This window comes from Natronolimnohabitans innermongolicus JCM 12255 (genome assembly GCF_000337215.1).
Classification (GTDB): domain Archaea; phylum Halobacteriota; class Halobacteria; order Halobacteriales; family Natrialbaceae; genus Natronolimnohabitans; species Natronolimnohabitans innermongolicus.
This window is the reverse complement of the sequence record NZ_AOHZ01000034.1, coordinates 43,246-69,972: the sequence shown is the minus strand read 5'-3', so window position 1 is coordinate 69,972 and position 26,727 is coordinate 43,246. Positions and strand designations below refer to the sequence as shown.

The 26,727-nt window shown below is 62.5% G+C and carries 19 protein-coding genes and 1 pseudogene; 17 read left to right on the top strand and 3 right to left on the bottom strand.

Features of this window, described 5'->3' with window-relative positions:
• Nucleotides 1-6: 6 nt before the first annotated feature.
• The 4 genes from C493_RS06640 to C493_RS06625 all read left to right on the top strand — a co-directional run bounded on the left by C493_RS06640 (nt 7) and on the right by C493_RS06625 (nt 6,450).
• Complete coding sequence (locus C493_RS06640; protein ID WP_007258652.1) at nt 7-1,056, top strand: TAXI family TRAP transporter solute-binding subunit; 1,050 nt, start codon at nt 7-9, stop codon at nt 1,054-1,056.
• 72 nt (nt 1,057-1,128) lie between these two features.
• Nucleotides 1,129-3,345 carry a TRAP transporter permease gene (locus tag C493_RS06635; protein WP_206537587.1) on the top strand — a complete coding sequence of 739 codons (2,217 nt, stop codon included), beginning with the start codon at nt 1,129-1,131 and terminating at the stop codon, nt 3,343-3,345.
• Between the two features lie 131 nt (nt 3,346-3,476).
• Entirely contained in the window at nt 3,477-5,051 is a 1,575-nt protein-coding gene (locus tag C493_RS06630) for a long-chain-fatty-acid--CoA ligase (protein ID WP_007258650.1), read from the top strand.
• A gap of 259 nt (nt 5,052-5,310) precedes the next feature.
• Nucleotides 5,311-6,450 (top strand): acyl-CoA dehydrogenase family protein, encoded by a 1,140-nt coding sequence (locus C493_RS06625; RefSeq protein ID WP_007258649.1) that lies wholly within the window; start codon nt 5,311-5,313, stop codon nt 6,448-6,450.
• A gap of 170 nt (nt 6,451-6,620) precedes the next feature.
• Here C493_RS06625 and C493_RS06620 read toward each other — a convergent pair whose 3' ends face one another.
• Nucleotides 6,621-7,763, bottom strand: coding sequence for a thiolase family protein (locus tag C493_RS06620; protein WP_007258648.1), 1,143 nt, complete (start codon nt 7,761-7,763; stop codon nt 6,621-6,623).
• Between the two features lie 522 nt (nt 7,764-8,285).
• Here C493_RS06620 and C493_RS06615 point away from each other — a divergent pair.
• The 7 genes from C493_RS06615 to C493_RS06590 all read left to right on the top strand — a co-directional run bounded on the left by C493_RS06615 (nt 8,286) and on the right by C493_RS06590 (nt 18,462).
• The gene (locus C493_RS06615) at nt 8,286-9,167 is read left to right on the top strand and encodes a 3-hydroxyacyl-CoA dehydrogenase family protein (protein WP_007258647.1); all 882 of its coding nucleotides are present in this window, start codon (nt 8,286-8,288) and stop codon (nt 9,165-9,167) included.
• Nucleotides 9,168-10,015: 848 nt separating this feature from the next.
• Entirely contained in the window at nt 10,016-13,279 is a 3,264-nt protein-coding gene (locus tag C493_RS06610; protein ID WP_007258646.1) for an FAD-binding and (Fe-S)-binding domain-containing protein, read from the top strand.
• Nucleotides 13,280-14,255: 976 nt separating this feature from the next.
• Nucleotides 14,256-14,624 (top strand): DUF7344 domain-containing protein, encoded by a 369-nt coding sequence (locus tag C493_RS06605; RefSeq protein WP_007258645.1) that lies wholly within the window; start codon nt 14,256-14,258, stop codon nt 14,622-14,624.
• Nucleotides 14,625-14,760: 136 nt separating this feature from the next.
• Complete coding sequence (locus C493_RS06600; RefSeq protein WP_007258644.1) at nt 14,761-15,477, top strand: DUF2270 domain-containing protein; 717 nt, start codon at nt 14,761-14,763, stop codon at nt 15,475-15,477.
• 73 nt (nt 15,478-15,550) lie between these two features.
• The gene (locus C493_RS22105) at nt 15,551-15,757 is read left to right on the top strand and encodes a DUF4177 domain-containing protein (RefSeq protein ID WP_006671271.1); all 207 of its coding nucleotides are present in this window, start codon (nt 15,551-15,553) and stop codon (nt 15,755-15,757) included.
• Nucleotides 15,754-16,770: a hypothetical protein gene (locus C493_RS06595; protein WP_007258643.1), complete on the top strand. Its 1,017-nt coding sequence runs from the start codon at nt 15,754-15,756 to the stop codon at nt 16,768-16,770. The genes C493_RS22105 and C493_RS06595 overlap by 4 nt, the downstream gene beginning before the upstream one ends.
• A 444-nt stretch (nt 16,771-17,214) precedes the next feature.
• Nucleotides 17,215-18,462: a Cdc6/Cdc18 family protein gene (locus C493_RS06590; RefSeq protein ID WP_007258642.1), complete on the top strand. Its 1,248-nt coding sequence runs from the start codon at nt 17,215-17,217 to the stop codon at nt 18,460-18,462.
• 892 nt (nt 18,463-19,354) lie between these two features.
• Here the strand turns inward: C493_RS06590 and ahbB are convergent.
• Nucleotides 19,355-20,395: a siroheme decarboxylase subunit beta gene (ahbB, locus tag C493_RS06585; protein ID WP_007258641.1), complete on the bottom strand. Its 1,041-nt coding sequence runs from the start codon at nt 20,393-20,395 to the stop codon at nt 19,355-19,357.
• Between the two features lie 175 nt (nt 20,396-20,570).
• Here ahbB and C493_RS06580 point away from each other — a divergent pair, with 175 nt between their 5' ends.
• The 4 genes from C493_RS06580 (at nt 20,571) to C493_RS06565 (ending at nt 24,617) form a co-directional block, all read left to right on the top strand.
• Nucleotides 20,571-21,332: a GNAT family N-acetyltransferase gene (locus C493_RS06580; protein ID WP_007258640.1), complete on the top strand. Its 762-nt coding sequence runs from the start codon at nt 20,571-20,573 to the stop codon at nt 21,330-21,332.
• Between the two features lie 702 nt (nt 21,333-22,034).
• Complete coding sequence (locus tag C493_RS06575; protein WP_007258639.1) at nt 22,035-23,102, top strand: anthranilate phosphoribosyltransferase; 1,068 nt, start codon at nt 22,035-22,037, stop codon at nt 23,100-23,102.
• 123 nt (nt 23,103-23,225) lie between these two features.
• The gene (locus tag C493_RS06570) at nt 23,226-23,987 is read left to right on the top strand and encodes an SDR family NAD(P)-dependent oxidoreductase (protein WP_049889187.1); all 762 of its coding nucleotides are present in this window, start codon (nt 23,226-23,228) and stop codon (nt 23,985-23,987) included.
• 120 nt (nt 23,988-24,107) lie between these two features.
• The gene (locus C493_RS06565) at nt 24,108-24,617 is read left to right on the top strand and encodes a small multi-drug export protein (protein ID WP_007258637.1); all 510 of its coding nucleotides are present in this window, start codon (nt 24,108-24,110) and stop codon (nt 24,615-24,617) included.
• Nucleotides 24,618-24,639: 22 nt separating this feature from the next.
• On the opposite strand, the gene C493_RS06560 is transcribed toward C493_RS06565, so the two are convergent.
• Entirely contained in the window at nt 24,640-25,611 is a 972-nt protein-coding gene (locus C493_RS06560; protein ID WP_007258636.1) for a succinylglutamate desuccinylase/aspartoacylase family protein, read from the bottom strand.
• Between the two features lie 152 nt (nt 25,612-25,763).
• Between C493_RS06560 and C493_RS06555 the strand changes: the two genes are divergently transcribed.
• A complete protein-coding gene (locus C493_RS06555; RefSeq protein ID WP_007258635.1) occupies nt 25,764-26,282 on the top strand; it encodes a peptidylprolyl isomerase in 519 nt (172 codons plus the stop codon).
• 87 nt (nt 26,283-26,369) lie between these two features.
• A pseudogene (locus C493_RS22095) lies at nt 26,370-26,675 on the top strand (peptidylprolyl isomerase); the annotation flags it as partial.
• Between the last annotated feature and the right edge of the window lie 52 nt (nt 26,676-26,727).

Below are 26,727 nucleotides of genomic sequence, written 5' to 3'. Positions count from 1 at the left end.
ATGTCCATGGTAGATCGAACCAATCGTTTCTCGAACGGCCAGTCACGACGATCGTTCCTCGCGGCGGCCGGTGTTGGTACTACGGCAGCGTTTGCGGGATGTCTCGATGCCAGCCTTGGAAACGGCGGTGACGATAGCGATCTCGTTCTGGTCACGGCCGAATCCGGTACCGGATCGTATACTGCGAGTCAGGGGATCGCATCGACCGTCGATAACAACGCCGACGAGATCGGTCTCAGCGCAGAACCGAGCAGCGGGACCGAAGACAATATCGGCCGACTCGACAGGGGTGAAGCAGACATTGCGATGCTGCAGAACCGCTCTGCCGACGCGGCAGTCGCCGACGAAGAGCCGTTCGACGACCTCGATTTCGACGTTCAGCAGGTCGTCAACTACCACGACCTTCCGTGGCTGTTCGTTACGTACCACGAGTGGACCTCTATCGAGGACATCGAATCCGGAAGTCGAATCTCGCCAACCCCGGGAGATTCCGGGACGTCCCGAACGCTTACAGACGCACTCGAATACGTTCTCGACGAGGACGACTACGATCGAAACAGTATCGCCTACGACGAACAGTCGGGCTCGTTCGAAGAAGGACAGCTCGACGTCGGCGTCGTCACGATTTCGAACTTCGACTTCGAAGCATCGTGGGTGGAGGAGATGAAGTCCAACAGCGACACGTACGTTCTCGAGTGGCCGGACGAGATCGCCGAGGAACTCGAGGCCGACGACTCGATTCCAACGGGGACCATCGACATGACGACCGACGAACTCGACGGCTACGCTCACGCGCCCGACGAAGCGCTCGCGATTAACATTCCGTACAACTTCGTGGTCCGTGACGACCTCGAGTACGACTACGTCTACGAGTTCCTCGAGACGCTTCACGAGTACCGCGAAGAGATGGAAGACGACCACCCGTACCTCAGCTACTACATGGACGACGAGTGGTGGACGACTCGGATGTACGACGATATGCCGTTCCATCCGGCGGCTGCGGATTTCTACGAAGAGCTCGGCGTTTGGGACGACGACTTCGTCCGCGGCGACTAACGACCGATGAACGCCATCGCTACCGTTCGTCGACACGTGGCATCTCGAAAGCCGTCTCGTGAGGACGTGACGATGCCAGCCGTTCTGACCGCCCTTATTTACGTATTCGGGGTCACGTTGACCGCGTTTACGGTCTACTATGCGTATGCGTTGCCGTTTACCGAGCCGGTACAGTACGTGAATATCTTCCTCGGGATCGGACTGGCACTGTACTATCTCATGGAGGCCAGGGACGCGCTCGAATCGGATCCGCTTTCGGGCGGACGACTCGGATCAGCACTTCCGAGTTCGCCGCGACTCGAGTCGGGGCTCCCGTATCTGCTGTCGACGATAGCGATCGTCTTCGCAGTCGCGTCGCTCGTCGCAACCGGGTACGTTCACGTCAACTTCGATCGACTGGATGGAGCGCTGTCGAATACGACGCTCGATATCGTGATGGGGATACTGATAATCTTCCTCGTCACGGATGCGACCCGGCGCGCGTTCGGCTACATCTTCACGTCGGTCGTCGTTCTCTCGCTCGTGTACGCGTTCGCTGGACCGCTCCTCCCTGGACTCCTCAACCATGGCGGGTGGTCGATCGAACGAATCGCTCGCGAGGGGGCCATCGGCATCCAGGGAACGTACGGCTTCATTCTCGACGTCGGATCGACGTGGGTCGCCATCTTCATCATGTTTGCGGGTATCGCCAAAGTGTACGGCGCACTCGATTTCGTTCTCAACGTCGGCAGCGAGCTCGGGAAGAGCCTCCGATCTGGCGTCGTCCAGATCGCCGTCGTCGCGAGTATGATCATGGGTTCCATTACCGGAAGCGCTGCGGCCAACACCGCGACGACCGGTAGCTTCACGATTCCGATGATCAAAGAGCAAGGCATTCGCGACGACTTCGCGGCCGCGATCGAAGCCGTCGCCTCCTCGGGCGGACAGATGCTCCCGCCGGTGATGGGTGTCGCGGCGTTCTTGATGGCGGACATTCTCGGCGTGTCCTATCTGTCGATCGTTCAGGCAGGGGTTATTCCTGCAGCCCTGTTCTACGTTAGCGTCGGCGTCGCGATCTACCTGATCGTGCTCAAGTTCGGCTGGACGACCGACGAACGCGAATCGTTCGAGTACCTCTCGCTGCTCAAAGGCGTTCACTTCCTGATCCCGCTGGGAGTACTGCTCTATACGTTGATCGTCCTCCGATACACGCCGCTTGCGGCCGGACTGTACACGATCGCGACGATCGTCGCGGTCATGTACGTTCGCAACGCGCTCGTCGACGTCTTCGACGCCGATACGCGGGCGCAAGCAGCGCTCGACGACGAACTCGAGCGTCGGTCGACCGATCGCGAGTCCGGCATCGTCGCGCGCACTCGAGTCGGTACAACCACGCTCGCCGCAGTGTTGGGACGCGGCGCTCGTGCTACCGTTTCCGGCGTCAGCGGGACGCTCTCCGACCTCGGATCGATGCGGCGGATCGCGGTCGAGACAGTGTTCTCGATCCTGCGAAGCACGAAACAGACGCTCGACGGATTCAAACAGGGAGCCGTCGAAATGGCGCCGCTCGTCGGCATTCTGGCGTCGCTCGGCGTCGTTCTCCAGATGGTCGATGGAACCGGTTTCGCCGGACGGCTCAGTCAGGAGATGGTCGCGCTCTCCGGTGGCGTGCTGATCGTCCTGCTCCTGATGGCGATGATCGCGAGTATCCTCTTCGGACTGGGCATGCCGACGCCGGCAGCGTACCTGCTCGTCGCGATGCTGATCGTCCCGAGCGTCATCGCAATGGACGTTCAGCCGATCACCGCTCACATGTTCGTGTTCTACTTCGCGATGCTGTCGGCGATCACGCCGCCGGTCGCCGTCTCGGTCGCGATCGGATCGAACATCGCGGGCGCGAGCTTCCCGCGGGCCAGTGTTCAGGCGCTGCGTATCGGCGCACCCGGGTTTGTCATCCCGTTCGCCTTCATCGCGAACGACAGCCTCATCTACTGGTCGTTCCCCGAGACGCTGCTCGCGTTCCCGCTCGTTCTCGCCGGAACGATTGCGCTGGTCGTCTCGACAATCGGATTCGACGGAGCCCACTCCCTCTCGCTTCCGGCTCGAGGGCTCTACCTCGTCGCCGCGTTCGCCGCGATGTTCGGCGCGACGACGCTGACGCCGCTGCTCACGGTAACGCCGCTGCTCGATCTCGCCGTGCAACTCGCCGGCGGGCTGCTCATCGCGGGTGCGCTGGGCTACGCTAACGTCGTCGTCGGTTACGACCCCGAGACCAGCGGACCGACCGAGCCGTCCTACGAGGTCGACTGAGCGCGCCGTCCCGTTTTTTGTTCTCTCACGTCGATACCACCTCGAGTCGACCGTCGTTTCGACGTCGGCTCGCGCCTCGAATTCGCGTAAGTAACAATTCTTTTGTACCGCTCAGATGACCGTCTATACCGATGACGAACCTCGTGACAGACGTCGGCGAAACCGTCGACGAATACGGCGACTCTCCCGCGATCGTCTACGACGACACGGAACTCACCTACGAGCAGTTCTGGGAGCGGGCCGGACAGTTCGCACAGGCCCTCGAGGACCGCGGCATCGGCGAGGGCGACCGCGTCGGGATCTACCTGCCGAACCTCCCGCAGTTCGTGACGGCCTTCTACGGCACGCTGCGCGCCGGCGGGATCGTCGTCCCGATGAACCCGCAGTACAAGACCCGCGAGATCAGCCACCTGCTGGACGACAGCGGCGCGAAGGCGGTCGTCTCGCTGGCCGACAACGTCCCCAACGTCGTCGACGTGCTCGAGGACACCGACGTCGAACAGGTCGTCAGTGTGGGCGCCGACGTCGACGGCGCCACCGCGTTCGAGGACTTCCTCGCCGACGACACCGCGGGAATCGCCGAGCGCGCGGACGACGACGTCGCGGTCCAGCCCTACACTTCGGGAACGACGGGGACGCCGAAAGGCGTCTTGCTGACCCACGAGAACATCGGCTGGACGACCCGCGCCAACGCCGACGTCCCGCCGGGCGGCTTTCAGGCTTCGGACCGACTCGTCGGCACCCTGCCGCTGTTCCACATCTACGGCATGTCCGTCGTCATGAACGGCGCCATGTACAGCGGCGGCACCTACTACCCCGTCCCCGAGTGGGACGCTTCCGAAGTGATGAGCCTGCTCGAGGAGGCGGAGATCTCGATCATGTTTGGCGTTCCGGCGATGTTCAACGACATGATCAACCAGCCCGACGCCGACGAGTACGAGTTCGAGGCGCTTCGGTTCGTCAACTCCGGCGGTTCGAGTCTCCCACTCGAGGTACTGGAGACGTTCGAGGAACTCTACGGCGTCGCACTCTACGAGGGGTACGGCCTGACCGAAACGAGTCCGGTCACCCACGCCAACCGCGGCGAGGCCCGCCGGAAGGGCTCGATCGGAAAACCGCTCGAGGGCGTCGACGCGAAAGTCGTCGACGAGGCGTTCGAAACGGTCCCCCGTGTCGAGGAGGGGCCGATCGACGAGGAGGAAGCCGACCTCCGCAAGATCACGGGCGAACTCGTCGTCTCTGGACCGAACGTGATGAAAGGCTACTACGGGCTGCCCGAGGCCAACGAGGAGGCCTTTACCGACGAGAACGGTACGACGTGGTTCCACACCGGCGACGTCTGCTACTGGGACGAGGACGACTTCTTCTTCGTCGTCGACCGCGAGAAACACATGATCGTCACCGGCGGCTACAACGTCTACCCGCGCGAAGTCGAGGAGTTGCTCTTCGAGCACGAGGACGTCGCCGACGCCGCGGTGGTCGGAATCCCGGACGACAGACGTGGCGAGACCGTCAAGGCGTTTATCGTTCCCACGCCGGACGCCGAGACGACGCCCGAGGGGATCAAACAGTACTGCCTCGAGAACATGGCAGAGTACAAACACCCGCGCGAGGTCGAGTTCGTCGAGGAGCTGCCGCGGACGACGACCGGCAAGGTCCAGAAGTTCAAGATTCGCGACGAAGACGGGGGCGAAACCGAAGCGTAGGCGAGACGGAGCCGCTCGAGTCGCGGTGACGTACCGCGACTGTTCCGAACCTCTGTGGGCTGACACGATATCGGTTCCAGTCTCGGTCTCCCGGTCTCGAGTGCCGTCGGCCTCATGTGGGAGAGACACCCACACACTGGTCGAACAGAGTATTCGCAGATAGGCGATGGTCTTTACAGCGTTAGATTTGCGTGTGTTTTTCGTTGCGTCTGTTGAATGAATCGAAGCTATTTTGGTACCGGTCCACAATCAATGCGATATGGCATTCACGCTGTCCGACGAACACGAAGCGATTCGCGAAGCCGTCCGCGAGTTCGGTGAAAACGAGATCGCTCCGGTCGCCGAGGAACACGACCAGGAACACAAGTATCCGGAAGAACTCCGCAAGAAGGCGGCCGAGTACGACTTCGTCTCGCCGAGTATCCCACTCGAGTACGACGGTGCCGGGATGGACAAGATCGCCAGTACCATCGTCACCGAGGAACTCTGGCGTGCCGACCCGGGAATCGGTTCGGCCATCGGTAGTGCCGGCTTCGGCTCGAACATGATCATCGAGTTCGGCGACGAGTGGATGAAAGAGGAGTACCTGCCCAAGATCGCAAACGGTGAGATCGCGTCCGTGTCGATGATCTCCGAGCCCGCACACGGCTCGAACGTCGCCGGAATGGAGACCGTCGCCGAGAAGGACGGCGACGAGTACGTCGCCAACGGCAACAAGATGTGGATCACCAACGGCACGGTCGCCGACGTCGGCGTCCTTATGGCCAAAACCAGCCCCGACGAGGGCCACCGCGGCATCACCGCCTTCCTCGTCGAGATGGACTGGGACGGCATCAAGACCGAGAAGATCGACAACAAGCTCGGTATTCGTGCCTCCGACCTCGCGGAGGTCATCATCGACGACGTCCGCATTCCCGAGGAGAACGTCATCGGTGAGGTCGACAAGGGCTTCTACCAGCTGATGGAGTTCTTCGCCTCCGGCCGAACTAACGTCGCCGCCCAGGCCGTCGGCGCCGCACAGGGTGCCCTGGACGCCGCCATCGAGTACGCCAACGAGCGCGAGCAGTTCGACCAGAAGATCTCCGAGTTCCAGGCCATCGAGCACAAGATCGCCGAGATGGCCACCAAGGTCGAGGCCGCCCGCTCGCTGACCTACCGCGCCGCCTCGGAGGTCGAGAAGAACAACCAGGATATCGCCGCGCAGTACTCGAGCATGGCGAAGCTGTTCGCCTCCGAGATCTCCGTCGAAGTCGCCGACGAGGGTATCCAGGTCCACGGCGGCTCGGGCTACGTCACGGACTACCCCGCCGAGCGCTACTACCGCGACGCCCGCATCACGAAGATCTACGAGGGTACCAGCGAGATTCAGAAGAACATCATCGCCGACCAGATCCTCTAGAGCGGATCCCCCGATTGTACCGTTTTTCTCGGACAGCGGATAGGGACATCTCTGTGCTCGAGTCACCGCTGTAGACGCCTCGAGTCGCATCTCTGTTCACGACCGAACCGCGTCCGTGTCCACGCTGGAGCCGGCCCGCACAACAGGGGCCTCGAGTCGCCGGCTGTCGACTACGGCTCCGGAACCCGGAACTCGACTGCCGCGCCCTGCCCGTAGCCGACACACATCGTCGAGAGCCCGAGGCCGCCGCCCTCGCGCTCGAGTTCGTGAATCAGCGAGACCGGCAGGCGAGCGCCGGAGGCGCCGAGCGGGTGGCCGATGGCGATCGCGCCGCCGTTGACGTTGAACTGGTCGTCGTCGAAGCCGAGTTCGTCCTGACAGTACAGCGTCTGGCTGGCGAAGGCCTCGTTGAGTTCGACGCGATCGTAGTCCGCTGCCGAGCGGCCGTTTCGCTCCCAGATGCCACGAACTGCAGGTACGGGGCCGATACCCATCACCGTCGGATCGACGCCGGCGACGTTGTGGCCCTCGATTTCAGCTCGGATCTCGAGACCGTTCTCCTCGGCGAACTCTCGAGACGTGACGATGACGCCCGCGGCCCCGTCGGAGACCTGCGAGGCGTTGGCCGCGGTGACGGTGCCGTCCTCCTCGAAGGCCGGCGGGAGGCCGCTGATCTTCTCTTTCGTCGTGCCCGGCCGGAGGCCCTCGTCTTCTTCGACGACGTGCTCGCCCGTGTCGATCGGAACGATTTCGTCGTCGTACTTGCCCGCCTCGGTCGCCTCGACGGCGCGTTGCTGGCTGCGAGCGCCGTACTCGTCCTGCCGGTCGCGGGAGATGTCGTACTCGCGGGCGACTTTCTCTGCGGTCTGGCCCATCTGCAGGCCGGCAGCGTCGTACTGCTCGGCGATGCCATCGTAGGAGTCGATCCCCTTGCGACGCTCGTTGCGGGACATGTTCTCGACCCCGCCGGCGACGATCACGTCACGCTGGCCCGCGCGAACGGCGTCGCTGGCGCTCATGATCGCTTCCGCCGAGGACGCACAGAGTCGGTCGATGGTCGTCCCGGGAACGCCCTCGCCTAACTCCGAGAGGAGTGCGATGACGCGCGCGATGTTGTTGCTCTGTTCGTCGACCTGCTTTGCACACCCCCAGCGGATATCGTCGACGTCGTCGCCGGTGAGGCCGGTTTGCTCGAGCATCTCGTTTACGAGCGGGACCGAGAGCTCCTCGCTGCCGGTTTCGGCGAAGACGCCGCCGTGTTTTCCCTGCGGAGTTCTAACTGCCGCGACGATGACTGGTTGGCGATCGCTCATTGGTACTGTATGACTCGCGCCGCGGGCCCAAAGTAGCTCCGTTCTTTGTCATTCGACCGTGCAACCGTGGGTCGGGTAGCGACTGCCGAGGCTGGCCTCGTGTCCAGGGCGGCACGGATTGTGTCCATCAAGCACAGCGTGGATTGTGTCTAACCCAGCACGCCGCGGAGACGTCACAGTGGCGCGCGCTGTCGATCGTCTCCGAGCGACAGCGAAGGACGATCGACGAAATTGCGCGAGGGATGAGCGAGTGAGCGAAGTGAACGAGCGAATCGGCTGGGGAGGATGTGGCGTCCCTGGTTGCCAGTGATCGCGACGTCGCCTCTCCGTCGGCTTCCGTGGACGGACGCGTCTCGGCTACACCCAGAAATCCCAAGACCCGCCAGTCGGGGAGCTTGCTGCGCTTCTCGGTTCGCGCCCCGTGGTCGCTCACCTCGAGCGGCGACATAACGGTCCGGAAGCGCACTGATGGCGGTTGTTCGAAAGGGAACGCTTTTGATAGTTTCCCCTGTGGCTTCGAACATGCAGATCGCAGTCCTCGGAGCCGGGAGCATGGGCCACGGAATCGCACAGGTCTCCGCGATGGCGGGCAACGACGTCGTCCTGCGGGACATCGAGTCGGACCTCGTCGAGGACGGCCTCGAGGGGATTCGAAACAACCTCCAGGGTGGCGTCGACCGGGACAAACTCACCGAAGAAGAAATGGAGGCGGCCCTCAAGCGCATCGAGGGAACGACCGACCTCGAGGCGGCGGTCGAGGACGCGGACCTGGTCGTCGAGGCGGTGCCGGAGGACATGGACCTGAAGAAGGACGTCTTCTCGGACGTCGAGGACGCGGCGGACGAGGAGACGATCATCGCCTCGAACACCTCCTCGCTGTCGGTGACGGAGATGGCGAGCGCGCTCGAGCACCCCGAGCGCGCGGTCGGCCTCCATTTCTTCAATCCGCCCCACATCATGGACCTCGTCGAGATTATCGTCGCCGAGCAAACCGACGAGCGAACCGAAGCGTTCGCCGTTGACTACGTGCGGGACATCGAAAAGGAAGACGTCGTCGTCCGCGACACCGCCGGCTTCGCGACCTCGCGGCTGGGCATCGCGCTCGGACTCGAGGCGATTCGGATGGTCGAACAGGGCGTCGCGAGCCCCGCCGACATCGACGAGGGGATGGAGATCGGTTACGGCCATCCGATGGGGCCGATCGAACTGACCGACCACGTCGGACTCGACGTCCGACTGCACATCGCCGAACACCTCCGCGAGGAACTCGGCGAACGGTTCAAACCGCCACAGTCGCTCCGCCGGAAGGTCCGCGCCGGAAAGCTCGGCAAAAAAAGCGGCGAGGGCTACTATGTCTGGGAGAACGGCGAGCGCGTCGGGATGAGCGGCGACTGGGACGACTGAGCTGGACGCCGGCTCGGGACGACCGCAGGCGATCGCAGATAGTAATCAAGTTGCTGTCAATACGGCCAACCTCTCGACGGCCGTCGATTTCGGGTGCCGATCGCGTTCCGTAGCGGTTTTCCGTCGAGTACGCCCTCGACACCGACTGTACTGCACGATTCGTCTCGCCTGACCCGCTCGAGCGGTCGGCGGTGGTCCTGGCGAACCAACCGCTTCAGCGACGGCTCACGCCCGCGATTCGCGGTTCCACGACGAGTCCGTCCGGAGTCGCTCGAGTCGTCGATCGAATCTATTTAATATCGCGCTATACTGTGTATCAGGTATGTTTATCGGCGACAGTCTTCGAGTCGATTCGTTCGGTAGCGACGGCAACAGCGCCGCGTTCGAGCCCAACTAGTAAGGCACTCCGCTTGTATCGACACCGACCGAACGGTGATGTGCCGTCCACGCGTCGGACGGTGGCCCCGGGGGCGTACACCGAAGCGATGGGGCCCGATCCATTCGGTCACCACCAGTGCTACAACGCGGCGATCGGTCCCGAATCGCGCCACCGGTCGCCGTCCCACCAGACCGGACAGGCTATCGCACCGTGTCAGAGGCAGTCAGCGGCGCCCGATCAGCATGAGAGACAACCGATGGATCGGACAGACGTTCTGAGACAACAGACGGACGCCTCGAGCGACTGTTATGGAGAAATCGAAGCGAGCGACGTCGCCGCTGGCTGACGGTCGTCGTCGCCCGCTGTCTTCCCGGCCTCCCGGCCGAGCCGTCGACGTTCTTGCACTGCCGTCGGATAGTCGGGTTCGGCAACGCCGACGCTTTTGCTACCCAATGCGTTAGATGGACGCATGTCACTCGAGCCGAGCGCCGACCCGGCCGCCGATCGTCGTGCGAACTACGACTACCGAAGCGACGAGGTCACCCGCCCGGCGCTGATCGCGGACCTCGAGCGGGTCGCCGACTGCGACGTCCGGGGTGACACCTACTCCCGGGAACTGTACGCGACCGACGCGAGCGCCTACGAGGTGACGCCGATCGCGGTCGCGTTTCCGACGGCGACGAGCGACGTCGCCGCCGTCGTCGACTACTGCGCCCAACGCGGGATCCCCGTGCTCCCGCGCGGCGGCGGAACGAGCCTCGCGGGGCAGACGGTCAACCGCGCCGTCGTCCTCGATTTCACCCGATACATGAACGACATCCTCGAGATCGATCCGGACGGGCGAACGGCGACGGTCCAGCCGGGAACGATCCTCGGAACGCTGAACGAGGCCTGCTCCCCGCACGGTCTGAAGTTCGCTCCCGACCCGGCGTGGGGGGACAAAAGCGCCATCGGCGGCGCGATCGGGAACAACTCGACGGGCTCTCACTCCCTTCAGTACGGCAAGACGGACGCGTACATCGAGGACGTAGAAGCCGTCCTCGCCGACGGTACCGTGACGACGTTCGGCGAGGTGACCGTCGCGGAGATCGGCGAGCGCGCCGAGTCCGACGGCGACCTGGAGGGGCGAATCTACGCCGAAATCGAGCGCATCCTCGAGGAGGACGCGGACCTGATCGAAGACGCGTATCCCGACCTCAAGCGCAACGTCTCCGGTTACAACCTCGACCGACTCGTCGCCGAGGCCCGCGGCGAGGACCTGCCGGGCGGGGAAGCGACCGGCGAGCCGGGCACCGTCAACCTCGCGCGCCTGCTCGCCGGCAGCGAAGGAACCCTCGCGATCGTCACCGAGGCGACGGTGTCGCTCGAGCCCGTTCCCGAGACCAAGGCCGTCGCCTTGCTGTGTTATCCCGACCTCCACGAGGCGATGCGAGATGTCGCGCCGATCCTCGAGCACGATCCGGCCGCCGTCGAGGTGTTAGACGACGTGCTAATCGATCTGGCTCGGGAGACGGCGGAGTTCGGTCCTGTCACCGAGATCCTTCCCGACGGGACCAACGCCACGCTCCTGGTGGAGTTCTACGCGGAGGATAGCGCCCACGGGAAGGAACGGGTTGCCGAACTGCTTGCCGATCGCGTCCCGTCGGCGACGCCGGCGGGGGCCGTTCCGGACGGAGCGACGACAACGACGACGAACGCCGATCCGCTCGCACTCGAGGCGCTCGAGGCCTACGACCGAGAAGAGCGCGCCCAGCTCTGGAAGCTTCGCAAGTCGGGGCTCCCGATCTTGCTCTCGCGGACGACCGACGAGAAGCACGTCTCCTTCATCGAGGATACGGCGATTCCACCGACGAAACTCCCCGAATTCGTCGCGGCGTTCGAGGAGATTCTCGAGGAACACGACACCTATGCATCCTTTTACGCCCACGCCGGTCCCGGCGTGCTCCACATTCGGCCGCTGGTCAACACGAAGACCGAGATCGGACTCGACCAGCTACACGGTATCGCGGACGACGTGACGGATCTCGTCGTCGAGTTGGGCGGATCGGTCTCTGGCGAGCACGGCGACGGCCGCGCCCGCACCCAGTGGAATCGGAAGCGCTACGGCGAGGAGCTCTGGGAGACGTTTCAGGACCTGAAGTCCGCCTTCGATCCCGACTGGCTACTCAATCCCGGACAGGTCGTGTTCCGGGATGCGGAGCCGACCGACCTGCGCGAGCACCTGCGATTCGATCCCGACTACGAGTTCACGGCCGGCTTCGAGCCCGAACTGAACTGGGCGAACGACAACGGCTTCCAGGGGATGGTCGAACTCTGTCACGGCTGTGGCGGCTGTCGCGGCGAGCAGGAGACCACCGGCGGCGTGATGTGTCCTACCTACCGCGCCAGTCGCGAGGAGATCACGGCGACCCGTGGCCGAGCGAACGCGCTTCGGCAGGTGATGAGCGGGGAGATGGGTCCCGAGGAGGCGTTCTCCGACGAGTTCGTCGAAGAGGTGATGGGTCTGTGTATCGGCTGCAAGGGTTGTGCCGTCGACTGTCCCAGCGAAGTCGACATGGCGAAGCTCAAAGCCGAGGTCAGCCACGAACACCACAAGCGACACGGCGCCACGCTGCGCGACCGACTCTTCGCGAACGTCGCCACGCTCTCGAAGTGGGGCTCGAGGTTCGCTCCGCTCTCGAACGCGATGGCGAAAGTTCCCGGCGCTCGCTCGGCGCTCGAGGCCACGATCGGCATCGATTCGAGTCGACCGCTGCCGACGTTCCACGCCGAGACGTTTCGGGACTGGTTCGAGACGCGGCGGGTCGAAGAAACAGGGGGAGTTGAACGGACGCGAAGCGGTGAAGCGCCTCGAGGAGACGGCGGGTCACGGCAGGTCGAAACGAGGTCGGATGAGCGCCCCTCGAGCGCGGAGTCGCGAACCCGACGCGGTGGGCCGCAAGTGGGCCGAGCCGAGGCCGATCGGAAGGTCGTCCTCTACCCCGACACCTACACCAATTACAGCCATCCCGCGGCCGGCCGGGCCGCCGTGCGCGTCCTCGAGGCCGCCGGCGTCCACGTGCAGGTTCCGGACGACCTCGGCGATACCGGCCGTCCCGCGTTTTCGAAGGGCTTTCTCGATCGGGCTCGAGAGACAGCGCGGGAAAACGTCGACGCGCTCGCACCGCTCGTCGAGGAGGGCTGGGAGATTGTCGTCGTCGAACCTTCGGACGCGGTCATGTTCCAGCTCGATTACGGCGACCTGCTCTCGGGTGCGGACGTAGAGCGGGTGGCGGGTGCAACCTACGGCGTCTGCGAGTACATCGATACGTTTCGACTGGACGAGAAGATGGCGTTCGATGGCTCGGTGTCCGGTGGCGGTGGGGCAACTGGTGGAGATGCGGCGACCGGTGACGACGCGGCGACCGACGGAAGGCTCGTCTACCACGGCCACTGCCACCAGAAGGCCACGAAGAAAGATCACCACGCGGTCGGCGTGCTCCGGCGCGCCGGCTACGCCGTCGACCCGCTGGATTCGGGCTGCTGTGGAATGGCCGGCAGCTTCGGCTACGAGGCCGAACACGCCTCGATGAGCGACGCCATCGCATCGATCCTGTACGACCAGGTCGACGACAGCGACGGTGAACGCGTCGTCGCTCCCGGCGCGTCGTGTCGAACCCAACTCGAGAACCGCCCTGGAGCCGACGAGGAACCGCCGACGCCGATCGAACTGGTCGAGGCGGCCCTCGAGTGAACACCGAGACGGCGTCGGCGATGTGGATCGCTGGTTCGGGTTTCGTGTCGGGTGTGTCTGATGATGGTTCGGGTTTCGTTCAGGGGGTGGCTGGGTGGTAGTTCTGATCGTGTGTCGAGTTGTGTCGAGTCGTGGCTGAAGCTGTTCGTTGGGTTATGGGACGCCCACACCCCGGGTGTCGAGTGTAGAGTGGTGAAATGGGGGTGTAGCGTCTGTGTACCTGTGGGGTAGAGAGATTACCTGGTTTCGATTGAATACACACATCAAAACATCGATCTTTAATATGGATAGATTTATTAAATAGGGCTAGAAACCATATCCGCACTGCAGCTAGTGGCTTGCGTGTGTGGTTCTCGTCGTACTCTCGACACCACTTCGACTCTTCCTCGACTCTTCCAACCATGTATCTAGGCCGTCCATTTAGGCGCTACCGACGCTGATTTTCCCACTCTACACTCGACACCTGGGGTGTGAGTGTCTTCGACCTCGGGAGTACGTTCTTGGACGAGACCAGTTTCTCGAACAGGACCAGCTTCCCGGACGAGCTCAACTTCTCGGACAAAACCAGTTCAGCGGCTCTGTTGAAATCCTAAAGTTGTGATAGGTTTTACGCGTCGTGCGAGATACAGAGGATGCATGCAGCACGGCAGCATCGTTTGCTTCACGTATAATCAGGCGAATCAACCGTTCAGTAGACCTGCCAACGTTTTGCTCTGCGTGCGGTCGCGAAGCGACCGCACTCGGCAAAACGTTGATGAAAAGCACTCCTCCCTCCCCTACGGGTCGGTCGTCGGCCCGCTCGCTCCCTTCGGTCGCTCGCGGTGGGTGCACACTCGTTGCCCTGTACTGAACGGCAACTACATGTGCGTACGGATCGCACCTTGTTTACTCACTCAGTTAATCAAAACAACAACCGCTCGTTAAAATGTTCTATAGTTAATGGGATTGACGACGAATACATATCGAGGAGACCAGGATGATCGATAATGATGGATCGTTTGACGCTTTGGCTGACAGCCGCCGACGCCAGTTGTTAGTCGAGTTAGTAACCCACAACCCGTACCACGTTCCGGAGCTCTCTGGAAAGTCACAGGAGATCGCTAACGCTGACGAAAATCTCTTCCAACAACACCTGTCCAGCTCCCGAACGGTTCCAGGAGTGGACGAGGAACTCCTTCGGTTGCACCACGTTCATCTTCCCAAATTGGCCGACTACGGTTTCATCGAGTGGGACCGAGACGCCCACGTCGTAACGAAAGGTCCACGGTTCGACGAGATGAGGCCCTTGCTCGAACTGTTGATCGACCAGCAAAAGGAAGAGACCGTTGTACTCCTTCGTGAGTGAGAGGGGACGGCGTTCACTGTTTCACCTGTATTGAACGGCAACTACATATGCGAACTGTTCGATGTTCTCCAGTACATGACACTCAGATTACGCTGTCACCATAACTTCTTATGGAGCGAGGAGATGTCTCTCCTCTATGACCGATTCGAATAGCGACGAGTTCGACCCAACAGCACCAGATCAACGGGAGATCGGTCGTGAAATGGTTGACGACAGTACGGGACTCGGTTCGGTGATGGCCCATGTCTATCGCGGAGAGATAGACCGAGTGGGGACGTGGCGGGAGCGCCTTGACGAGACAACGACGTGGGCGGTGACGCTGATGGCGGCAATCTTGACGTGGGCGTTTTCGAGTCCCGATAACCCACACTATATCTTGCTGGTCGGGATCCTTATCGTCACCATCTTTCTGGGCATCGAAGCACGGCGGTACCGGGACTACGACGTCTTTCGCTCTCGTGCTCGAATCATCCAAGAGAACCTGTTCGCAAACGCCCTCGATCCGTCCCAAGGCGTTGAAAGTCACGACTGGCGAGCGGAACTGAGCAGGGACTATCGCAGGCCGACGCTGAAAGTCTCGGTATACGAAGCACTCGCAAACCGGCTCCGGCGTGTGTACCTTGCTCTGCTCAGTGTCCTCTTGGTCGCGTGGGTCTTCAGGATTACAGCGTTCGCACCGCGCCAGGACTGGCTGACAACCGCTGAAATCGCCCGTATCCCCGGGATTGCTGTGGTTGCCGTTGTGGGTGTGTTCTACGTCGTACTGCTGGGCGTCACCTTCTGGCCCCACGAGCGCCATGCTAAGGGTGAGTTCCGTGAAGGGGACCCGGACGACTGGAAAGAGAACCGATAAATTCGTTCTCCGTATAACGTACAGTCTCGGTAGTGGAGCGGGATATAGAGGGCTGTAGTACCTACTAGTAGTGATGTCCGAATCAGAGGCGATCCGCTGGGAGTACGAGACGCTTTGCCCACCGCGCGATGAGAGCCAAAAAGAAGCAGAGGATCCGAAAGCAGAATTGAATCAACTCGGTGCAGAAGGCTGGGAGTTTGTGGAGACAATCGACTACGAAGGAGGCGGCACCAAGTACCTCGTTTTCAAGCGACCTGCCCAATCGGATGAGCCAGTATGACTGACGAGACCGATATCAGTACGGCCAATACGATGCGTGAGCGCTCAGGCGAGAGTAGGATTAAACTCTGGTTGATGCTGCGCGCGAACCGTCTTCTCGTCTCCAGCATCTTGACCAGTGCCGTGTTCGTCGCATTCGTCATCGCCGTTGCTGTCCTTGATCCACCGTTTTCACAGCAAATCGAGTCCGGTAACATGATCAACACGATGTTCTCAACGATGATTACGGTCATCGTGACTGGGACGACACTCGTCGTCACGATCGGTCAACTCGTCCTCTCCCAAGAGAACGGTCCGCTCGGCGATCAACGCGAGCGTATGTCCAGTTCGATGGATGTCCGGGACTTTACTGAAGAATTAATCGGATCTCCGAGTCCTGCCGATCCATCCGAATTCCTCCGGCAGATCATCGGGATCACGGCACAACGGGCGACGGCCCTTCGAGAGTCCATTGACAAGAATGATAACGAGAACCTTCGAGAAGAAGTCGATGAATTCGCTGAAAGCGTCACTGGGAACGCTGACACGGTGCATGACCAACTTGAGGATGCGCAATTCGGCTCGTTCGATGTGTTATTCGCTGCACTAAATTTCAATTATAGTTGGAAAATATTCCAAGTTGAACGTCTCGGGAACGAATACGAAGAGAGCCTCAATGAGGAAGAACGCGGCTTACTTGACGACCTCAAAACAGCGCTGTCTCTGTTTGGTCCGGCGCGCGAACACGTCAAGACGCTGTACTTCCAGTGGGCACTCATCGACTTGTCTCAGATGATTCTCTATGCTGCAGTCCCGGCATTGACCGTTGCGGGTATCATGGTCGGAATCGTCGATGCGGGGACGTTCCCAGGAAGCACACTCGGTCTCGATCACATCATCCTCGTCGTGGGCGGTGCGTTTGCGGTGACGCTCGTTCCATTCATGCTGTTCGTCTCGTACGTCCTTCGCATCGTCACCATAGCAAAACGGACACTTGCCATCGAGCCGCTGATCCTCCGCGAATCACAACGCTAAGATCCGACGCAGTATCTTGTTCCTCTGTCTCTACCAATTCGTCTTCTCACCAACGGCTGAGATATCAGTGACCGATACGCGCTGTGTATTCAGCACGGAGTTCGTATCTGACTGGAAGGATTTCAACAAAGCCAGTTCAGCGGAATCGGACCGTGATCTGGCCAGCGAGAATCGGACTGCAGTCAGGTCAACGAGAATCGAACTGCGGTCCGCTCGAGGAAGGGCACTCCGACACCCCAGCGACCGATTTCACTCGACACCCGGGGTGTCCGAGTGTTCATCACACAACCGCAGTCCCCCGGTTTCATTCGACGGTGGGTCTCATTCATCGTTTGTTATATCACCTACATACCTCTCAGAAGGGGTTATTTTCGCATCCTACACCCGACGGTCGGTCGTCCTCGATCACCGGTCTATATGTAATCCCGGTGGGACGCCTCGTATATGAGCGAGGACGCCGATCACGAAAACGGATCCCTGGAGGATTTCTGGGCCACGGAGGATCCGATCTTCAAGCGCAAGGAACTCCTCGATATCGACCTCGTGCCGAACGAGGACCGAATTATCGGCAGGGACAGCGAGATCCAGAACGTCGCCTCGAGTATTCACCCCGCGGTAAAGGGGCAGTCGCCGCGAAACACGCTCGTCTACGGAAAGACGGGAACCGGAAAGTCGCTCGTGGCCAAACACGTCACCAGGAGCGCCCAGCAGTACTCGATCGAGAACGGAACGGAGATGGGCAGAGCCTACATCGATTGTACGCAGACGAAGACCGAGACGCGCGTCGTGATCAATCTGGCACAGGAGCTGAACGATCCCGAACGGACCGGGATCAGTATCCCCGTCACCGGTCTCTCGACCGACGTCTACTACGAGCGGTTCTGGTCGATCCTCGACCGACTCTACGACGTGGCGATCATCATTCTCGACGAGATCGACAAACTGCAGGACAACGAGATTCTCATGCAACTGTCCCGCGCGGGGGAGGCCGGCAAGTTAGACTCCTGTAAGGTGGGGATCATCGCGATCAGCAACAAGATCTCGTTCAAGCAATCGCTCGACGAACGGATCCTCAGCAGTCTCCAGGATCGCGAGTTCGTGTTTCCGCCCTACGATGCCAACCAGCTCCGCGAGATCATGTACAACCGCGCGGACGCCTTCCGGGACGGCGTGCTCTCGGACGACGTCATCCCGCTGAGCGCCGCGTTCGCGGCCCAGGAACACGGCGACGCGAGAAAAGCGCTCGACATCCTCCGCAACGCCGGCGAACTCGCGAAAGACGAAGACGCCGACGAAGTCTCTGAATCCCACGTCCGCGACGCTCGAGAGAAAGCCGACATCGACCGCTTTTCCCAGCTGCTCGAGGGGCAGCCGACCCAGATCAAGGCGTCCGTCTACGCGCTGTCGTTGCTCGCGGGCCGCCACAGCGATCGGGAGGAGTTCGCCACGCGCGAGGTGTACGAGATGTACAAGAACATCACCTCGGACAGCGCCCTCGGGATCGAAACGCTCTCGCAGCGGCGGATGAGCGACAAACTCGACGAGCAGGTTTTTCTCGACATCCTCGGCCGAACCGAACGAGTCGGCCGCGGCTACAGCAGCGGCGTGACCAATTACTACTACCTGCTCGAGGATCCGTCCGTCGTGCAGGCGGTTATCCACAACGACGACCGGTTCTCGGAACTCGAGTGAGCGGTGATGATCGATTCTCGGATCGGATTTCATTCGACACCCGGGGTATCGAGACCGCTCTGGGGCAACCGTCGACGCAGATTACACTCGACACCCGGGGTATCGGTCTCGAGGGTCCGCTGCCCATACCGTCGTCTCGAAAGCGAGTTCGCGTGTTGGGGGTGAGTTCGCGTGCTGGGGGTGAGTTCGCGTGCTGGGGGTGAGTTCGCGTGCTGGGGGTGAGTTCGCGTGCTGGGAGTACGTCCGCATGCTGGCTGTGTGGATAGTTTTCACTCGGCATCCGGTGTGTCGGTATTACAAAACGCCAACTGCAGGGCCTGTAGCGTGCTATTTTGCGAGACTACACTCGACATGTGGGGTGGTGGATTCGCCGGAAAATCCGCTCGATTCGCCGCTGCGGTTGGGTAGTCCCTGTCGACGGAAAAGCCGATTGTGTTCCGTTGGCAGAACGGTCGGTGTGTGCTGTCGGCAGAAAGTGAGATTCCGCCCGCCGACACAGCGGCCGATTTCACTCGACACCCGGGGTACGAGTGAGACGGTCGGTACGTAACCGCGGTTCCCGTTGCGGGTCCAACGAACCGGCTACCTGATTTCACTCGACACCTGGGGCGTCGGATTCGTCAGTGGGTGGAAGGGTCCGTTTCGCTCGAGGAATTCGCCTATTTCATTCGACACCTGGGGTGCCTGCTCGAGAGTGTTTCACTCGACACCTGGTGTGAGCATCCGTCACCGATTTCATTCGACACCCGGGGTACCTGCTCGAGAGCGTTTCACTCGACACCTGGGGTGAGCATCCGTCACCGATTTCACTCGACACCCGGGGTGGAACCCGTGAACGCGGTCGCACTCCACGAACGCGATGGCACTTCGTGAGTCACCACCGTCGCTGCCGTCACTGACCGACCAGTTCCTCGTACTGCGCTCCCGTCTGCTTCAGCGTCTCCGTCGAGTACAGTCGCTCGTGGTCGACCGGCAGATAGTCGGCCGTCAGTTCGTCGATCTTGGCGTCGACGGCGTCGGAATCGCGACCGTGGATCATCGTAAACAGATTGTACGGCCACTCCTGGTCGGGACGGCGCGGACGGTGATAACAGAGCGTCACGTACGGAAGCCCGCCCGCGCGTTCGCCCCACTCGTCGAGTTGGTCGTCCGGCACGTCCCAGACGACCATGCAGTTCGCGTCGAAGCCCGTGACGACGTGGTTGATCACGCAGCCGACGCGCTTGATGCAGCCGTTCTCGAGCAGTCGGTCGACGCTCGCGATGACGTCGCCGACGTCGCCCTCGAGTCGCTCGGCAACGTCCCGGTAGGGTGTCGTCGAGATCGGAAAGCCGTCCTGAATCTCGAGTAAGAGATCGGCGTCGAACGCCGAGAGGTCGCCGGCGGCCTCCTCGCTGATCCGGGTCGCGGAGGCGTCGATGGCTTCGTCTAACGATTCGCGCGCGAACCGATCCGCGTTGACGACCGGGAACTCGAGGTCGATGTAGTAGTCGGTTAGCATCGGCAGGTTCAACACGTCACAGCCGGTTCGGTCCTCGATTTCGGCGAGGATGTCGTCGCGCGTTTCGCGGTCGCCGGCGGTGACGACGAACCACATGTTCCAGGCGTGGTCGCGGGCGTAGTTGTGGTTGACCTGTCGGTACTCGTTGATGATCGCCGCGATCTCGTCGAAGCGGTCCGCGGGCGCCTGGACGGCCGCCAGCGTCGAGGAGCCGATCACCGGCGGATTGAGAACGGCGCCGAAGCGACGGACGATTCCCGCCTCGTGGAGTCGGCGGACGCGCGCGACGGCGTCGTCCTCGTCGATCCCGAGTTCGTCGCCGATACGTCGGAACGGTCGTTCCTCGACGGGGACGTCGCTTTGATAGCCGTCGATGATGGCCGCATCGACGTCGTCGATGCCCTCGCGCCAGTCCCCCGAGAGGCTGCTCATTGGTGTGCCTAGGGAGAAGGCCACCGTATGGTTTTCGGGTCCCGGTTGCGTCGGTCGTCGCTCGAGGTTCCTCGAGGCGGCGTTCGAACGACGACTCGACTGTCTCGACGATCGAACACTCTCTCGTTTCGAACTATTGAAACGGTTATTACTGTGGGTGTAGTTACCACAGAACATGGTGCTCACCGAGCCGATCTCGATCGAGGGCGACGAACGGGCACAGATCTACGAGTACGTCGAAGCCCACGGCGCGGTCGATCGCGAGCGGGCGCGGGACGAACTGTTCCCGGCCGATCCGCCCGGTGAGCCGCTGTACTCGCGGGCGTATCGACACAACGTCGCGTTGCTCAAACGCGACGGCTACCTCGAGGAGGACGACGACGGGACGCTGCGGATCGCGATCGACACCGAAACGGACCGCGAGGAGTTTACGATCGAGGACGTCGACGTCACGATTCGACCGGCCAGACAGGAGGATCTCTCGGGCATCGTCGGCGCGATGCGCCAGGTCGTCGAGGAGATGACCTACATCGAAGCCGAGACGGTCGCGGACGAACTCGACCACGAGGACGTCCTCCTGCGGCACAACGAGTTCGAGTCGCGGATGTTCTTCGTCGCGACCGTCGAGGGCGACGTCGTCGGCTGGGCCCACCTGCACGTGCCCCACCTCGAGAAGCTCAGCCACACCGCGGAACTCACCGTGGGGGTCCTCGAGGGCTACCGCGGGCTGGGGATCGGCAGCGAACTGCTCGACCGCACGCTCGAGTGGGTGCGTTCCCAGGACCACGAGAAGGTCTATCAGAGCGTTCCCTCGACGAACGAGGCGGCGATCGAGTTCTTCGAAGAGCGCGGCTGGACGACGGAAGCCGTCCGCGAGGATCACTACAAGCTCGACGAGGAGTACATCGACGAGGTGATGATGGCGATCGAGTTGTAGCGATCGGCAGTCGCGAGCCGTAGCGAGTGGTGGCGGTAGCTGTGCGGCTCGGTCTGGTCCGGGGGTTTCGTCCAGGTCCTGTGATTTCGTTCCGGCCCCGGTATTTCGTCCCGGCCCGGGACTTTGTCCCGGTCTCGAGGGTTCGTTCTGGTTACGGAGGTACGTCCTCGGCCGCGCGATTTCGTTTCCGTACCGGACACGGAACTCACCGTCTGATTCAGCACGTCTCGAGTCCGATTCAGCACGTCTCGAGTCCGATTCAGCACGTCTCGAGTCCGATTCAGCACGCCTCGAGTCCGATTCAGCACGTCTCGAGTCCGATTCAGCACGCCTCGAGCGGGACCGATCGCGGTGTTCGTGTGGCTGGCAGTCGAAACGAGCCGCCGCTGCTACCGTGGACGCGAGGATTTCCACACCCTCCCCAACCGATTGCGGTCCGCGCGTCCTCGCGGCGCGTTCCGCCGCGTCGGAACGCTGCGGTCCTCACCCCTCGCGCGCCGTCGTCGTCCAGCCTCACTGGCGTTCGGCTGGACCACAGCACGCGCCACCGCGCGTCAGATGGCCGGTCCGAAACAGCGGTCGGAAGTCCGGAACAGCGACGGTCCGAAAACAGCGGTCCGAACCGTCGGTGCTTCGTTCGCCTCGACCGCCGCCGTCGCCGGAAGCGGGAGGCTTTTGCACGGTCCGTCCGAAGACTCGCGTATGGCGCAGGCATCCCAGGAGTTCGGTGAGTGGCCGCTCAAGCGGCTCATGACGGAGATCGTCGGTTCCGGTCCCAAATCGGCCGACGACATGACTCGAGACCAGGCTCGAGAGGCGTTCCAGCGCATTCTGGCGGGCGAACCCGACGAGACTACCCTCGGCGCGTTCTGGCTGGCCAACCGCTGGAAGCGAAACACCCCCGAAGAGTTAGCGGGCTACACGGACGTCATGCGGGAGGAGTCGGTCGTCACCGCCGCGCCCGACGCCGATCCCGTCGACTGCGGCGCGAACTACGACGGCAAACACTCCTCGGCCCTGCTCGGCGTCGGCGCCGGCCTCGTCGCCGCCGCCGCGGGGACTCCGATCGTCGTCCACTCGGGAGACCGCGTCCCGACGCAGAAAGCCACCGCGTACAAACACGTCCTGGACGACCTCGGCGTCCGAACGGAACTCGAGCCAGCCGAGAGCGCCGACATGGTCGACGAGACCGGGTTCGGCTTCTACTACCAGCCCGCGTTCAACCCCGGGATTCAGGACCTCTACGAGCGACGCGATCAGATGGGCGTCCGCACGTTCGTCAACACCATCGAGACCGTCGCCAACCCCGCCGAGGCCGACGTTCACCTGGGTTCGTTCTACCACCTCGCGTTCGCGAAGAAGATGACCGATCTCATCCACGAGAGCGACGAACTCGACTACTCGCGGGCGATCTTCTTCCAGGGAATGGAGGGCTACGACGACATCCGTCCCGGCTACACGAAGGTCGCCGAGTGGAACGACGGCGAGGACCTCGAGGACTACGAGATCGAGACCGCCGACTACGGTATGGAGATGGAAAACGAGGATCTCGAGGTCGACGACGTCACCGCCGACTCGGCGACGATCACCGAGGCGGTCCTCGCGGGCGAGCGCGACGACCACTTCGCCGACGCCATCGCGCTCAACGCCGCGTTCCGCATGCATGCCCGACAGGACGTCGACGACCTCGAGGACGGCCTCGAGCAGGCTCGCGACGCGATCGCTGATGGCAGCGCCGAGGCGGTACTCGAGGCACTACGAGACTTCTGAGCGGCCACGTCTCGTCCTTCTCGAGTTACCACTGTTGCAAACTATGGTAATATCGTTACCAACCTAGCGTACCGAGTTGTAAATAATGAACGTCTTTATGTGTTCACCGTCCGAACCGTCGGTATGCGACTCGAAGACAAGACAGTAGTCATCACGGGAGCAGCGTCGGGGATCGGTCGGGAAACGGCGACGCGGTGTGCCGAAGAGGGAGCGTTCGTCGTCGTTACGGACGTCGACGCCGACGGCGGCGAAGAGACCGTCAAACTCATCGAGGACGACGGGGGCAGCGCCGAGTTCCGACGACTCGACGTGACGGACAGCGAGCGATTCGACGAGGTCGTCGACGCCGTCGCCGATGAGTACGGCATCGACGTGATGATCAACAACGCGGGAACGGGCCATCCCGGCGGCAGCCTGGAGGATCTCGACGACGAGATTCGGGATTTCGTCATCGACATCAACATCAAGGGCGTCTGGAACGGCTGTTCGGCGGCGCTACCACACATGAAAGAGCAGGGCCACGGCTCGATCGTCAACGTCGGCTCGCTGGCCTCGCTCCTCGGCCTCCCGAAGCAGGCCGCCTACTCGACGACCAAGGCCGCCGTCCTCAACATGACCCGGACGATCGCCGCAGAGGCCGGTCCCTACGGCGTTCGTGCGAACGCGGTCTGTCCCGGATTCACGGAGACCCAGATGCTCGATCAGTACCTCGCGACGCAGGACGACCCCGAAGCGGCCCAGGAGGCGATGGCTGCGGACTACCCGCTCAAGCGACTGGGCAAGCCCGAAGAGATCGCCGACTCGATTCTCTTCCTCGCCAGCGACGAATCCTCCTTCGTCACCGGTCACGGACTCGTCGTCGACGGTGGATTCTCCACCTGCTAACGGCGGAAGAGTCGACCGATTGCAAGCCGTCGACCCGGAGATTCGATCGATCTCGACCGACGCCGCGCCGGAGAAATCGAAACCTATTTTCAAGTATATTCCCATTTGTACTATAACACGATGCCTGCCGACGCGACTCTCGCTCCCGTTTTCGTCGACGTCGGCACGTCCCTCGAGGAAGCCCCCGGTCTCGCCCGCTACCTCCTGGTCTTCCTGCTCGCGATGATCCCCGCGGTCGAACCGTTCATCGTTATTCCGGCGGCGATCGGTCTCGGACTCGATCCGATACTCACGGGACTGGCCGCGTTTACCGGCAGCGTCACCGCCGTCGGCATCATCGTGCTGGCCCAGCAGCGAATCGCGGCCTGGTGGTCCCATCGAACTGACGGCGAGAGCAACTCGAGCAACCGCTACGATCGTGCGCAACGGCTCTGGAAACGCTACGGACTCGCCGGCCTCTCGTTTGCAGGGCCGATACTCGCGGGGATTCACCTGACGGCACTGCTCGCTACGGTCGTCTCCAACGACACCGGACGAGTGATCGGCTGGCTCTCCGTCGGACTCGCCGCCTGGACGGCGGCGCTCGTCGCCGGGTCGGTGTTTGGTTTTTCGCTGGTCGGGCTCGCCTGACTGTCGCCGTGAGCGCCGTTTCTCACTCCTCCCGGATCAGCGCGACGCTGGCGAGTTGATCGCCGCCGACCACCGTCGACTCTTGTGTGAGTGCATAGAGGATGCCGTCGCGGTCCGCCGTCGCCTCCTGGAGCGGCTCGTACGTCGTCGGCTCGTACACCGTCCCGAGCCATTTGCCCGCTTCGATTTCCTGTCCGACCTCGAGCGAGGGGTCCGGGTGGAAGAGGCCGGCTTCCGTCGCGGTGACCTGTCCGAGGTGGTTTCGCGCGAGCGTCTGGTCGCGATCCGAAACCTCGCCGGGGAGCATATCGAGATACCGGCAGACGTCGAGCAAGCCGTCGACGCCGATCTCGACGGCGTCCTCGAGGATCTGCTTGTTGTAGGCGAGTTCGGGGGTGATCGTCGGGATGCCGTGTTCGGCGGCGGCGACCCGCAACTTCCCGGCGAAACCGCGGCGATGCCACTCGTCTGCGGCGTCGTCGTCGGCCTCCTCGGAGAGCAAGAGCCCGGTGCCGAAGGCCTCGGCGAGGTCGCGGGCGGCCTCGTCGCCCTCGCGGAAGACGACGTGGGGGAGCATGTCGGGACTGCCGGTGTGTAAGTCGATGATGACGTCGGCTTCCTTGCTCTCCTCCCAGAGCCGGGCGGCCATGCGCTGGTGGAGGCTCCCTTCGTCGTCGCCGGGCCAGACCCGGTTCATGTTCGGATTGACGCTGTCGAACTCCTCGGGGGTGATGTAGGAGACGAGATCGAACGTCAGCGGATTCGCCACGGGGACCGCGACGATCGTCCCCCGCAACTCCTCGAGCGGGAGCCGATCGTGAAACCGTCGGAGCGTCTCGGTCCCGTTGATCTCGCGGCCGTGCTGGGCGGCCTGGACGTACAGCGTCGGCCCGTCCTCGGCGCCGTGGTAGCGGTGGATCGCCGTCGAGAGATCGACGCCGGAGGGCAGCCGTGCGAGCGTCACCTCCTCGATCGTGTGTGATCCGGTGCTCATGGCGTTTCGTTCTACGTCCCGCGGTATGTAGCTGCGGCTGACTATCGCCACTCCGCACCGTCTCGGGCGTCGACGGTTCGAAGCGACCGACGAAACTCCCGTCGCGACTCGAGACCACTATCGTTTTCCGTCGGCCCGCCGTCGGCGAGGGTATGGGAGACGTTACTGCGACACTCCACACGAACAAGGGAGACGTTGAAGTCGAACTTTACGACGAGCGCGCGCCGCGGACCGTCGACAACTTCGTCGGGCTCGCGACCGGCGGCAAGACCTGGGAGGACCCCGAGACGGGCGAGGAGATCGAAGGCGAGCCCCTCTACGACGACGTTGCGTTCCACCGCGTCATCGAGGACTTCATGATTCAGGGCGGCGACCCGACCGAGACCGGCCGCGGCGGTCCCGGCTACCAGTTCGACGACGAGTTCCACGAGGAGCTGCGCCACGACGACGAGGGCGTCCTGAGCATGGCCAACTCCGGCCCGAACACGAACGGCTCGCAGTTCTTCATCACGCTCGACGCCCAGCCACACCTCGACGACCGCCACTCCGTCTTCGGCAAGGTCACCGACGGGATGGACGTCGTCCGCGAAATCGGCAGCGTCGACACCGACCCGAACGACCGGCCGCGCGAGGACGTCGTCCTCGAGTCGGTCTCCGTCGACTACGAGTAACGCGACCGCGACGCGCCGATTCGACACCGTTATTTCGTCGCCGCGTCCACGAGTGGTATCACCCTTCGCCCCTCCAGACGAGCGGTACTGGCGTCCGCCTCGAGCCTCGGCCTCTCGCTCGCACTCGCCGGCTGTGCGAGCGTCGGCGACGACGCGAGTGACTCGAGTGCCGCCGACGCGAGCGACCGACCGGACGCCACGCTCCACACCTCGCGCGGCGATATCGAAGTCGAACTCCACGACGAGCGCGCGCCGCGGACCGTCGACAACTTCGTCGGATTGGCGACGGGAAATAGGACGTGGATCGACCCTGAGACGGGCGAGGAGGTCGAAGGCGAACCCCTCTACGACGACCTTCTCTTCCACCGCGTCATCGCGGAGTTCATGATACAGACCGATAGCGCATACCTCCGTCTTCAGGCGCAGGTCAAGCGGTAGGCCCGGC